This is a genomic window from Pectinatus haikarae (assembly GCF_015732185.1).
Taxonomy (GTDB): Bacteria; Bacillota; Negativicutes; order Selenomonadales; family Selenomonadaceae; genus Pectinatus; species Pectinatus haikarae.
In genome coordinates this window covers 393763-407229 of sequence record NZ_WIQM01000016.1, presented here as the reverse complement: position 1 = coordinate 407229, position 13467 = coordinate 393763, and the positions used below count along the sequence as shown (strand labels likewise).

At 39.3% G+C, this 13467-nt stretch carries 11 protein-coding genes; 5 read left to right on the top strand and 6 right to left on the bottom strand.

The features are described from left to right. Positions 1-105: 105 nt before the first annotated feature. On the top strand, positions 106-1122 hold the full coding sequence (locus I6758_RS12485; protein ID WP_196605588.1) for a Gfo/Idh/MocA family protein: 1017 nt from the start codon (positions 106-108) through the stop codon (positions 1120-1122). A gap of 285 nt (positions 1123-1407) precedes the next feature. Here I6758_RS12485 and I6758_RS12480 read toward each other — a convergent pair whose 3' ends face one another. Next, positions 1408-2253, bottom strand: a complete 846-nt coding sequence (locus I6758_RS12480; protein WP_196605587.1) for an AraC family transcriptional regulator — start codon at positions 2251-2253, stop codon at positions 1408-1410. A gap of 310 nt (positions 2254-2563) precedes the next feature. Between I6758_RS12480 and I6758_RS12475 the strand changes: the two genes are divergently transcribed. The 3 genes from I6758_RS12475 to I6758_RS12465 all read left to right on the top strand — a co-directional run bounded on the left by I6758_RS12475 (position 2564) and on the right by I6758_RS12465 (position 6464). Next, the gene (locus tag I6758_RS12475; protein ID WP_196605586.1) at positions 2564-3742 is read left to right on the top strand and encodes a Gfo/Idh/MocA family protein; all 1179 of its coding nucleotides are present in this window, start codon (positions 2564-2566) and stop codon (positions 3740-3742) included. A gap of 154 nt (positions 3743-3896) precedes the next feature. Beyond that, complete coding sequence (locus tag I6758_RS12470; RefSeq protein ID WP_196605585.1) at positions 3897-5297, top strand: sugar porter family MFS transporter; 1401 nt, start codon at positions 3897-3899, stop codon at positions 5295-5297. A gap of 225 nt (positions 5298-5522) precedes the next feature. After that, positions 5523-6464: a sugar phosphate isomerase/epimerase family protein gene (locus I6758_RS12465; protein ID WP_196605584.1), complete on the top strand. Its 942-nt coding sequence runs from the start codon at positions 5523-5525 to the stop codon at positions 6462-6464. Positions 6465-6510: 46 nt separating this feature from the next. On the opposite strand, the gene I6758_RS12460 is transcribed toward I6758_RS12465, so the two are convergent. Then, complete coding sequence (locus I6758_RS12460; RefSeq protein WP_196605583.1) at positions 6511-7398, bottom strand: AraC family transcriptional regulator; 888 nt, start codon at positions 7396-7398, stop codon at positions 6511-6513. Positions 7399-7773: 375 nt separating this feature from the next. Between I6758_RS12460 and I6758_RS12455 the strand changes: the two genes are divergently transcribed. Continuing rightward, on the top strand, positions 7774-8625 hold the full coding sequence (locus tag I6758_RS12455) for an aldo/keto reductase (protein ID WP_196605582.1): 852 nt from the start codon (positions 7774-7776) through the stop codon (positions 8623-8625). A gap of 107 nt (positions 8626-8732) precedes the next feature. Here I6758_RS12455 and I6758_RS12450 read toward each other — a convergent pair whose 3' ends face one another. The 4 genes from I6758_RS12450 to I6758_RS12435 form a co-directional block, all read right to left on the bottom strand. Beyond that, positions 8733-8951, bottom strand: a complete 219-nt coding sequence (locus I6758_RS12450; RefSeq protein WP_196605581.1) for a hypothetical protein — start codon at positions 8949-8951, stop codon at positions 8733-8735. Between the two features lie 240 nt (positions 8952-9191). Beyond that, positions 9192-10046 carry a sugar phosphate isomerase/epimerase family protein gene (locus tag I6758_RS12445; RefSeq protein ID WP_196605580.1) on the bottom strand — a complete coding sequence of 285 codons (855 nt, stop codon included), beginning with the start codon at positions 10044-10046 and terminating at the stop codon, positions 9192-9194. Positions 10047-10294: 248 nt separating this feature from the next. Next, positions 10295-11188 (bottom strand): helix-turn-helix transcriptional regulator, encoded by an 894-nt coding sequence (locus I6758_RS12440; protein ID WP_196605579.1) that lies wholly within the window; start codon positions 11186-11188, stop codon positions 10295-10297. Positions 11189-11744: 556 nt separating this feature from the next. After that, complete coding sequence (locus tag I6758_RS12435; RefSeq protein WP_231038660.1) at positions 11745-13172, bottom strand: sugar porter family MFS transporter; 1428 nt, start codon at positions 13170-13172, stop codon at positions 11745-11747. Positions 13173-13467 lie beyond the last annotated feature (295 nt).

The window sequence follows — 13467 nt, the reverse complement described above, 5'->3', positions numbered from 1 at the left end:
AGCGATAATTTTAAATATCACTTTTATCTATTTATTTATTCAAAATTTATGACATATGGCTGTGACCTGTATATGGTGCGGCAATATATAATGGGAGGTTTCATCATGACAGTAAAAATTGGTGTTATTGGCTGCGGCGCAATAGGCTTGGAGCATATTAAGAGAATAACAAATACCTTATCAGGCGGGAAAATCGTTGCCGTAAATGATATAAACGAGAATAATGCAAAAAAAATTATCGCAGATTTGCATCTGGACGCAAAATTTTATGCCGACGGACATGAACTTATCAGATCGGCGGATGTAGACGCTGTACTTGTGACCTGTTGGGGACCTGCCCATAAAGAATTCGTGCTTGAAGCAGTAAAACAGAAGAAATATGTGTTTTGTGAAAAACCGCTGGCTACAACGGCGGATGACTGTCTTGAAATAGTTGAAGAGGAAATGAAACAAAAAAAACATCTGGTGCAGGTCGGTTTTATGCGCCGTTTTGACGAGGGCTATGTAGCTCTGAAAAAAACAATTGATGAAGGACAGATCGGTGCACCGCTTATACTGCACGCTGCACACCGCAATCCTGCCGTTGATGAAAAATACACTACAGATATGGCTATAAATGATACTATGATTCATGAAATAGATGTACTGCATTGGCTTTTGGATGATGAGTATATATCGGCTCAGGTCATATATCCGCGCAAAACCGGTAATGCCTCCAGCCACTTGGCAGACCCGCAAATTGTTTTAGTGGAGACAAAGAAAGGCATTCGTATCGATGTGGAAATTTTTGTAAACTGCAAATACGGCTATGATATAAAATGCGAAGTAGTCGGTGAAGACGGCATCGCTTATCTGCCCGAACCGGCCACTGTGCAGACGCGGCAGAAAGCAGCGTTGAATCGTCCTATACTCATGGATTGGAAGCAACGATTCATAAAAGCATATGATTACGAAATTCAAGCTTTTATCAATAATATCAACAAGGGACAGAAACTCGACGGTCCAACTTCATGGGATGGCTATGCGGCAGCTTTGACAGCTGATGTCTGCGTACAGGCACAGCAAAATCCCGGCAAAATTCTGCCGATCAAAATGAAGGATCGCCCTGATTTTTATAAATGATCTCCGTCGGCGGCGGACTTTCATTCCATCAGGGAGCAGCAGGCAGAAGATTATGATCTGCTGCGTCCATAGCTGTCTGTCCGCTGAACTGAACGATCTAAGAAGCCAGCAGCAAATAATGCAAAGACAGTCTGATCAGCAATGCATTCTTTAAAATTACCTACCATTTATATCACCTTAATATTGTCCAGGGAAAATTTTCGACCAAAACAATCGGAAATTTTTCCTGGGCTTTTTTTATGCAATATTTTAAGGACCGTCAGTTTTTCCCCTGTCAGCAAAGAATCAAATTTTTGAATACAGCATGCGGTATTTTCTGGGCGGCAGACCGGTAATTTTGACAAAGATTCCGTTAAAATAGCTTTGGCTGTTGTATCCTACTGTCATAGCGATATCCGTAATATTTTTCCGGGTATCGATCAGCAGCGTCTGTGCTTCGCCGATACGCCGCCGCATAACATACTGCATCGGCGACTGTCCATAAACCTTTTTGAATATATGCGACAAATAATACGTATTGACATGAATGTATCCGGCCAGCATATTCAATTTCAAATTTTCCGTATAATGTATATCCATATATTTTTTTATTTTCTGCGCCAGCTTATTTTCATCCTTGGTATAGTCATGGTCAGGATTTTTTCGGATGATACCGCATATCAGCACTAATAATGCCCTTAAAAGATAATTGGAGTATTCCTCCGCACTATAATCCTTCATGCTTACAGCATTATACATCAGAAAAAATAATTTCTTTACTTCGGAGAAGTCCCTATCGGTTTTCAAAATAGGATTTTGATTCTTCCCTGTTAGGGTATTGGTTTCAAAATCACGGATCGATAAATTTTGCAAGGCACAGGTGGCAATGCAGAGATTTGTCCCCGCTGATGATTCATCGTGCAAAACACCTGCATTTAAGATTAAAAGATCACCCTTTTCCGTATAATATTTTTTCCCATCAATAATATGTATGCCATAGCCCTCGGTTATGAGAATCAGTTCTACAGTGCTTTCGTGTGAATGCATGGCGCGAGGCATTTCTGTGTATTTGCCTGTGGCCTGATATACGGATATCAGATCGGGATATGTGTTTTCTTTGAAAATGGAATTAAATTTCCCTTTGGTAAACATCGATAAAACTCCTTTAGTTGATATTTGTCATACCATTCATTTAACTGCATGAACAGCAATTTTTTTGAATGATTTTTCGGAATATATTATTGTACTGCATTCAGAAAGAAGTAAGTTGGCCTCAAAATATGTGTACAGAACAACATAATGAAATTATCGGCAAAAATCTATTATATCGACAATTTCAAAAGCCTGATAAGATTAAATATTCAGCTTCAATAAAATGCAGAATAGTGAAATTAATCTGAAATAAATTCGTATATAATGATGCTTAAGCTTTAGTACATATTATTGAAAGGAAGTAATAAAAATGCTGAATGGTGAAAAAAGTATTTCCCGGCCTTTGCGTTGGGCAATGATCGGCGGAGGCCGCACAGGACAAGTCGGCTATAAACACAGGACAGGTGCATTGCGTGATAATACAGCCTTCCGCCTCGTTGCCGGAGCTTTTGATATTGATCCTGAACGGGGCAGAGATTTTGGTGTGAATCTTGGAGTCGATCCAAGCCGCTGTTATCCCGATTACCAAACAATGTTTGAAGAAGAAGCCAAACGTCCTGACGGTGCAGAAGTGGTTTCCATAGCCACCCCAAACGGTACACATTATGAAATAACAAAAGCCTCACTGAACGCCGGCATGCACGTTATCTGCGAAAAACCACTGTTCTTTGAAATTGCTCAGGTAGAAGAAATAAAAAGACTGGCTGAGCAAAAAAATAAAATAGTCGGTGTTACTTACGGATTCAGCGGTCACCCTATGCTTTTTCAGGCCCGTAAAATGATTGAAAACGGTGAACTGGGTGAAATACGCATTGTAAGTTTACGCTACACTCACGGATTTTCTGCAACCGAGGATGCAGAAAAATACAGTGAAGCGCAAAAATGGCGCGTAGATCCAAAGATTGCCGGTCCCAGCTTTGTAATAGGTGATTTGTCCACGCATACCTACTATATGTCTCAATTGATGCTGCCTGATCTGAAAATAAAACAGCTGTTATGTGACCGTCAAAGTTTCATAAAAAGCAGGGCTCCGCTTGAAGATAATGTTCATATGCTGATGCACTATGACAATGGTGCAGTAGGTACAGCATGGTTTTCGGCGGTAGATGCAGGTTATATGGAATCTCAAACTATACGTATAGTCGGCTCAAAAGCCAGCATTGAATTCAGTGATTTTCAGCCTAATCGGCTTTTATATCAAATTCAGGGACAACCTTACCAAATACTTTATCATGGCATGCCGTATTTGAAAAAAGAAGGATTAGCTGATGATCGTTTCGGTGCTCTTCACACCGAAGGTCTGGGCGAGTCCTGGGCAAATATTTATCTAAAATTTGCCAGGGCGATTGAGGCTGCGGATCGTAACGATATAAATTTTCTCAGGACGTTCGTTTATCCTGATATAAACGCCGGTCTGGAAGGCGTAAAATGGATACAAAACTGTGTTCGTTCTGCTGACAGCGGTTCTGTCTGGGTGGATTTTCAATAAATAAAATTTTATGCCAAATTCAGGAATTACGATGCATACGATGGAGTGTTTTAGGTAGATTAATCGTGGGTTAAAGTGTTTGTATTGACAGGAGTATCAGATGATCCTCCCAATGATGCTCCTGTTTTTTTTATATATTGAAAGGGGACAGGATATGCAAGAGAAAAATACTTTAAATGCTGATGCCAATAAATCGTTGACGGTAATAATGATCATATCCACTTTCGGCGGACTGTTATTCGGCTACGATACCGGAGTTATTAACGGAGCACTGCCATATATGTCAGCACCGGACCAGTTGAATCTTACTCCATCTACAGAAGGTTTTGTGGTTGCCGGATTATTATTCGGTGCCGCTTTGGGGTCTGTAATAATCGGACAGCTGTCTGATTACATCGGCAGGAGAAAAACTATTCTGTATCTGGCGGTCCTCTTTTTTGCAGCTACTGTGGGATGTACCTTATCACGCAATGCCGGAATAATGATCATCGGCAGATTTTTTCTTGGTATAGCAGTAGGCGGTGCTTCTGTTACGGTGCCAACCTATTTGGCTGAAATGTCTCTGACTGAAAAACGCGGGCGTATGGTCACCCAAAATGAATGGATGATAGTCATCGGACAATTTACTGCATTTATCTGCAATGCCGTTTTAGGTCATTATTTTGGTGACACAGGACATGTATGGCGATACATGCTGATAATAGCTGCTCTGCCAGCGATATTTTTGTTCATAGGAATGTTGAAAATGCCGGAATCACCAAGGTGGTTGATCAATAATGGTAAAATTTCCGAAGCTTTGGGTGTTTTGAAAAAAATACGCTGTTCCAGTGCCGAAGCTGTAGGTGAACTGGAATCTATTAAAAATGCCATAGCAACAGAAAATCACATAAGGAAAATTTCCTGGCGCGAGCTTACTACTCCGTGGGTAAGACGTGTAGTATTTATTGGGATAGGTGTGGCAGCAGCTTCACAGGCTACTGGTGTCAACACGATCATGTTTTACGGTACACAAATTTTAAAGACTTCCGGGTTCAGTACGGAAGCGGCATTGATCGCCAATACTCTGAACGGTCTTATAGCTGTCATAGCCGTTGGCGTTGGCATGTTTCTGGTTGGGAAGGTAAAACGTGTACCGATGTTTTTAATTGGGCTGTCCGGAACAACTTCAGTAATGGCTTGTCTGGCTCTGGTATCCAAATACATGTCTGGTGATCCTCATTTACCTTATGTGGTTCTTGCACTTACCGTGACATTTCTTGCCTTTATGCAGGGGTGCATAGCACCTGTTTTTTGGCTCCTTCTGGCAGAATTCTTTCCGCTGCAGCTGCGGGGGCTGGGAATGGGAGTATGTGTATTTTTTGTCTGGATAGTCAATTTTCTGATAGGTTTATTCTTTCCCATTCTGCTCAATCTTATTGGTCTGTTTTTTACTTTTGCAATTTTCGTTATAATAGGATTATTTTCAATATTTTTTGTAAAAAATTATGTGCCCGAAACTAAAGGAAAAAGTCTGGAAGAAATAGAACTGGCTTTTCGGTCAGGAAGATACAGATGACAATTATGGAAATTTTGTCAAACTTTATGAGGCGCAGTTTAAATTAAATAATGCAGCAGGTTGTCATTTCTGCAATATTTTATAATACTTTGTGGTGTCTGTTCTATATTCATGCTTATAACAGCAAGATATCATTAACACTTAATCAGGCGCTTTGCTATACTAAATAATATCGATAGAATATTACAAGTATATTAATTATTTAAATAACGGAGGTATTAAAAAATGTATTTATCATTATGCACGGACGTTTTAGGAGAGTTGAGCTTTACACAAATGCTTGATAAAGTAAAATCAATGGGGATCGATGCGGTCGAAATGACTGCCGGCGGATGGGGCGGCTGCAGGCATGTTCCTACTGAAGAACTATTGACGGATGACAGTAAATTGAAAGCCTACAAGAAGGAGTTGACCGCCCGCAATATGCGTATTGCTGCCCTGAATTGTTCCGGTAATCAATTATGGCCGACAGAAACAGGCAGTTTTTACAGTAAAAGTATGTATTCTACTGCCGTGCTTGCAGGCAGACTGGGGGTAAAAAAGCTGGTAATGATGTCTGGCCTGCCGGCAGGTGCTCCTGGAGATAAAACTCCAAACTGGATAACATCAACAGTTTCATGGCCTGACTATATGGTGGAAACAGTTCGCTATCAATGGGAAGATATCGCCGTTCCCTGGTGGAAGAATTTCACGGAGCACTGTAAAAATAACGGAATTGAGCAGATTGCTATAGAAGAATTTCCCTGTCAGCTGGTATATAATGCAGAAACATTATGGAAGCTGCGAAATGCGGTAGATCCTATAATTGGCATGAATCTTGATCCATCGCATTTGATAGTAATGGGAGCCGACCCAATAGCCACAGCGAGGGCTTTGAAAGGAGCTCTTTATCATGTGCACGGCAAGGATGCCCGTATAGAAAGAGGTCTATGCGATATTAACGGCCTGCCCGAGTCTAAACCGGTAACTGAATCGGCAAACAGAAGCTGGAATTATGTGGCTGTCGGTTGCGGCAAGGATCTGCAGTGGTGGAAAGAATTTTTCTCCGTTGTCAGAATGATGGGCTATAATGATGCTGTTTCTTTGGAAATGGAAGATCTGACAATGTCAGTGGAAGCAGGACTTCATTCATCTATTGATGCGCTGAACCAAACTATCAGTAAATAATATTCCGTTCACAGGCTGTAGTTTTTACTGCAGCCTTATTTAGCCATTAAAATTTGGACAACCGGTTTAATTTATTATATTGTTCTATTCCTACATAATAACGCCGGTAATCCAGAGGTGTTTTTCTCACCATTTTTTTGAAGAGAGTATTGAAATAACTATTATTTTCATAACCCACTTCCGCCGCTATTGCCGTTATACTCTTATCTGTGCTGATAAGCAATGACTGAGCTTTTCCGATACGTCTTCGGATAATATATTCCATTGGTGCAAAACCGGTAAAATTTTTAAATTTATGTGACAGATATGAATCGCTCATATTCAGTTTTTCACTCAGACCGTCCAGAGTCAGTGCTTCCAAATAGTGGTCATCTATATATTGTTTTATGCGGATTACCAACTCACTTTCTCTTAGTGAAAAGGCTTTTCTTGTTTTGGGCACCTGACGGGTAATTACCAGCAGCAATGCACTAAGCAAATATTGACATATGTTATCAGCATCGCAGCAGTCATTTGCAAGCTGGCCAATCATTCCTTCAAATATGTTTTTTATAATTTTTCCCTGATCAGAGCAGTGCAAAATCGGTTCAAAGTTATCACTAATAATTTCATTTTCCCGCATATCTGATAGATTTATGTTTTTTACAGCACAGGTATATATACTCATTCCTGTATTGGGATTAGCACATTCATCGTGCAGGACATTATTATTGAAAATCAGCAGATCATTGGCTTTTGTATGATAAAGACCATTTCCGATGCGATGCAGGCCCTGTCCTTCAGATATATATACAAGCTCCAATCGGTCATGATGCGAGTGGAGGACTGTAGGCAGGCTTGTCTGCACAGCATCGGCAAAGCAGGCATACAGCAATTTTGCGTTTTGTTCAAAATCTTGTTTAAACGGTTTTTTTATGTAGTACTGTATAGTCATTTTATCACCCTGAGATTATGATTTTTATATTCAGAGGCTGTCGCAGTCGCGTAATCTGCACATGCAGGTGCGGTAAAGCGGATAATCAATCGTAAAATATGTCTCTGCATACTATATTACAAATTAATTATGGTTTTATCAATCAAAAAATTATCATTTTACATAAAAAAATTGACAAACTTAACACCTCGTATTAACATCATATTATAAATATATTGATAAAAATTAATCAAAATATTTATAATATGATACACAACAGGTATAAGAATGGAGTTGAAATTATAGACTCTCATCCATCCTGTCCTGCTTGTGATGATTTTCGGAATTATTATCTGGCAGAATATGCTGGGGCATTGCAGAGAAAGGGCGATTTACATGCAGAAATTAACAGATTGTTATGAATTATATAATGGGGTTAAGATACCTTGTATTGGTTATGGAACTTGGAAAACACCTGACAGTGCCGCGGAAAAAGCGGTATTGGATGCTTTGAAAATCGGCTATCGCCATATTGACACTGCAGCTATTTATGGTAATGAACAAAGTGTCGGTAGAGCAATAGCAGGCAGCGGTGTGCATCGCAGCGATATTTTTCTCACAAGTAAGCTGTGGAATCATGATCAAGGGTATGAAAACACATTAAAGGCTTTTCATGAATCGCTTAAAAAACTTCAGACTGATTATCTTGATTTATATCTTATACATTGGCCGATAGTAAAGGGACATGAACATGACTGGCAAATAATGATATTGGAAACTTGGCAAGCCTTTGAAAAACTTTATCAGGAAAAATATATACGCGCTGTCGGTGTCAGCAATTTTATGATACGGCACCTGCGTCCGTTGCTTGATCATTGCCGGATCGCGCCCATGGTAGACCAGATAGAGCTGCACCCGGGATTGAATCATGTCGATACGGTTGAATTTGCCCATAAAAATAATATTGTCGTTGAAGGCTGGTCGCCCTTGGCTCATGGTGATATATTCAGGATGCCCGAACTGCAGAGAATGAGTGAAAAATATAGTAAATCTATCGCACAGATATGTCTGCGCTGGGCATTGCAAAAACAGATACTGCCGCTGCCTAAATCCGTAAAACCTGATCGCATAAAAGAAAACGCGCTGATCTTTGACTTTGCACTCAGTGACGGAGATATGGAGCTTCTTAATGAATTGCCGCAGGTACTGGACACTTTGGGCGCTGATCCGGATAAATCTATATACTGATCTAATTGGACAGCAATAGGACGGGTTCAATAAAAAATTGAACCCGTCCTATTGTGTTTCTTGATATTAATAATTATACAAAACCGTCTGAAGCCAAAGTCAGAGTTCTACTTATTTGCACAGGCGCGCCGATAAACGACACTTTCAGCATCATCTGCAGCTTCATCGCCTGACAAGGCCAGCATACTGCCTATATAGCTTATTACGAAACTGCTGCCCATCAGGATAACAGCTGCTGCCAGCATGATCCATGAGCCAGATATCAATGAAAGAATCACACCACCGACGAGTGTAATTCCAGTAAATAACAATGTCAGATTTTTCATTTCCTATCCCTCCTCCGTTACTTGCCATCAGTATAGCATATTAATTATCGGTGTCAATGAGTTTGCCCGAAGCTTTTATATTAAAAATTATTAGTTTTATCTATAAATTATGAAAAAATAAACAGAAAAGACTCATTATCGATGCATCTGATATAGAATGCACCGACAATGAGCCTTTTATAACTCAGTAATAAATGAATGCCCATTTTTACTAAGCCTGTATGATACTTATAAAAATTCTCAAAACCAACCCTTTTCGATCATGTTGATCTTATTGATAATCGATTTTGATTTTTCCATGCCAATACGGTATACGTCATCGGGATCCATTTGGTAATATTCAGGACGGAACAATTCCAGAGAAACCACATCTTCTTTCCAGCCGATTTTTTTCAGCGTGCGGAAAATCTTTCCTAATTTAATACATCCGTCTCCCGGCCACACACGGTCCTCATCTAAAAGCACACCTATCTGAAAATCCTCAGTATCATTCAGATGAACAACAAAAATTTTCTGTCCGTCTGCCTTTTCCAAATCCTCTATTTTGGATGCCATTCCATGAAAATGAAAACAATCAAGAGTGATACCAAGATTTTTTTTATCAATTTCCTCAATTATTGAGTAAGCCTGACCAAAAGTGTTTATTGATGCTGCCTGATGACCGATAAATTCCACCGACAGCCGCATGTTATAATCAGCTGCCAGATCTGCCATTTCACTGAGGCATTTTACTGCTGATTTGCGTATCTGAGTGCGAGTGGTTTTTTTAAGGTCCACAGTCGGAACTGTTATAATCGTATTGCAGCCGATTTTGTTGCCCACTTCGCACATATACTTCAGCTCATCCAGGACCTTTTGATATTCTTCCGGTGTACGATTGTTGAAAAAGCACAATGTATTGAAAGCCAGCGGTTTTACTTTATGTGTTTTAAAATATTCGGCCAGATCATCAATGCTGTGTTTTTTCAGGTAATTCGGCAGACTGTCCATAGTGCGAATTTCAATATAGTCATATTTATATTTTTCGCATAATTCCAAATCTTTTTCTAAAGAAGATTTTTCTAAAGCTGTAGCTTCATTCATACCTAATTTCATAATCAAAGGACTCCCTTCATTATTGCGGCTGTATATTTTTTATACTTGTATTATAGGCTTTTTGTGGGAAAATAACTTGCAGTATCTCGCACGTTCATCAGAACCGCAGGCCTGAAATATATATACTTTTTAAGTCCGTAAAATAAAAATATCAATATCTGGCATCATAATAAATAACTCATTTCAGAAACCGTAACGGAGCTGCTTTGGGCATCGAAAAATATAAGAAGCAAGTTGACTATGGAATATCAGAGCTTATCCTGATTCAATGCATCAAGCTTTCTGTATTGTTCCTTGCCGACCCAGTATCGTCTGTATTCCAGTGGGGTCATGCCGATAATTTTTTTAAACAGCATATTAAAGTAACTGGTATTTTCATAGCCGGCCACAGCACCTATTTCGGTGATGCTTTCGTCAGAACTTATCAGAAGAGTCTGTGCTTTTCCCATACGTCTGCGTGTTATGTATTGTACAGGAGAAAAACCTGTTACCTTTTTAAATTTATGTGAGAGAAAGGATTCACTGATATGCAGTTTTTCACACAACGAATCAAATGTCAGCTTTTCAGAATAATGCGTATCAATATATGATTTTACTTCGATGATCAATTCGTTGTCTTCTGTATTTTTTTTGTCTGCCTCAAAGGGAATTTGATTCATAATCATGCATAAAAGTGCATCCATCAAATATTGACATATAAGCTCTGCGCCTTCTCGGTTATTGGATAAATGATATTTCATCTGCCGAAAGATATCTTCTACACACCAGCTGATATCGCCGCATTTCAATATCGGGCTGACAGTTTGGGGGATAAGCCAGTTCTCCGGCAGAGTATTGATTTTCAGGCCTTTTACGGCGCAATTGAAAAAACCCATGCCTATATCAGGCCTGGCCATTTCGTCATGTAGAACATTGCTGTTGAATACTGATATATAACCAGCCTGAGTATGATAAAGATTATTGCCTATGCGGTGGATTCCTTCACCTTTATATACGTAGACCAATTCCAGACGATCATTGTGTGAGTGCAGCAGTGAAGGATAATTTGCCTGACTTTCATCCGCCTCACATACGTATAGCAATCGTATATCCTTTTCAATGCCCGGTTGAAAATCTTTTTTTATATAATGCTGTACTGTCAATTTTTTTACCTCTTTAGATGTTAGCTGTTCTATTTCAATGGATGCTTCTGCATACTTGTCCGAAGAAATATCTGCAAAACTGTTTTTAGTTATTATACCTGATTATTATTGAAAAATGCAAAAAGCCTTCTATAATTAAAATTCATAACCATAGAAGGCTCTCTACTTGTAAATTAACGATTTATATTCGATGTAATTGTTTTTTATACTTAAATCATTCACCAAAGCAATTGTATATATGATGAAACAATCAATAATAAAAAATCAGCTGCCAAGTGCAGTTCCTTTGTTTTCAATCAATGTTTTAAAATATTATAATATATATTAGAAAGTTTAAAATGGGTCCTAGTGCATATTCAAACAAATAAAATTGCTTTTATATCGGCCTCCCCTATATCCTGCTCTGGATATATTGTATTTTGAAGCTGATAAGCTTCCCTCGATAATCGTAAATCTTGATATTATATAAACGCGTGATAAAATCGGTACGCTAAAACTCTCACTCAACATTACTGAACAGATAATATTATCGCAGCAGGTATGTTTATAGTAAAATTCAAATTTTTTCTATATATTGCTTAGCTTTTTCTTCATCTGTAGCACCGTAGGCTCTGAAATCTTCTTCGATTTTTTCAAGCGAACGTCCCTTGGTTTCAGGGACCCAAAGTTTCACGAAAATAAGCGCGACTACTCCGATGCAGGCAAAAGTGTAAAATGTTCCTGAAAGTCCCACTATTGACAGCAGTACAGGGAAAGACAGACCTATTGCAAAATTGGTAAGCCATAAAAAAAGAACTGTAAGGCCCATGCCCATACCGCGCAGACGCATTGGGAATATCTCTGACAAAAGAAGCCATGTTGTTGGTGCAATCAAACCTTGATTGAACATCATAAACATTACAGTCATAAAAAGAATAAAATATGGGAAAAATGCTTCATGCGAAAACAGCAGACTTGAGGTGCCGATAATGATATGGCAGATCATAGTGGTGATAAAACCCAGCATCAGTAATTTGCGAACACCGTGGCTTTTCATCAGATAAATGCCCTGATAGGTTGCGATTACTGAAATGATGCCGTTTGCTATATTTCCGACGATGGCAGCATTTGTACTGAAACCGGCATTCTGCAGTATTTGTGTGCCGTAATACATAACGGAATTGACACCGCCGAACTGATTACACATTGCTATGCCTATTGCGATAAAGACTATACGGCGTATCCATGGAGTCCCTAATTCACTGAATTTAACCTGACTGACAGAACTTTCGCGGGCAATATTTGTCTGAATTTCTTCTAGTTCAGCTACAGCCTGCTCTTCATTACGTATTTTTTTCAAAATTTCCAAGGCTTCACTGATTCTGCCATGCCGGACCATCCAGCGCGGACTTTCCGGCATTCGGTACATACCGACGAACAGACAGACCGCAGGAATAGTGGCTATTGAAAGCATCCAGCGCCAAATGTGGCCTGCTTCGCCAAAAGAAACTGCCAAAATAGCATTCAGCACAAATGCTGTTAACTGCCCCGATACTATCATCAGTTCATTTTGTGTCACCAACCGCCCTCTTCCTTCAACGGGAGCCATTTCTGACAAATAGGTGGGAACGGTAACTGATGCACCGCCGACAGCAAGCCCCAGTATGAAGCGAAAAAATACAATGACTTCAAAACTGGGGGACAGAGCACAGCCTATAGTTGATAGGAAAAATATTACCGACAAAATAAGGAGCATTTTGCGGCGTCCCTTGGCATCTGCAATACGTCCGCCGAAGAAGGCCCCAATTGCAGCTCCGAAAAGCAGGCTGCTGGCGACCATTCCCTCTCTGGCCGGAGTCAGATTCAGTTGATCGGGCGATGACATAAACGGCAGTGCACCGTTTATAACTCCTGTATCATAACCAAACAATATAGCACCGAAAGTTGCGGAAAAAGCAATTTTTTTAAGAAATGCATGTCCTTGATCATTTATGTGAGTAGACATCTTTTATCCTCCCATTAGTAAAACATTTTCATTTTTTGATGAGCTGCTGATATAGTTTAATCCCATAGCGGATATTTTTGAAAGAGTATGCGTTATGGGTAAACTTTCTATTTATAAATGTGCGTTTTTATAGGAATAATACTTAACTGAGCAATGAGATATGTCTTGCAATTAAATTTATAAATTGAGTTTTGAGATTTGAGTATACATTATATGAAGTAAAATATTCATTTTTATCACACGCAATAACCACTATAATTAGTAATGACTTTTTAAAATTTAAAATATTATTTGT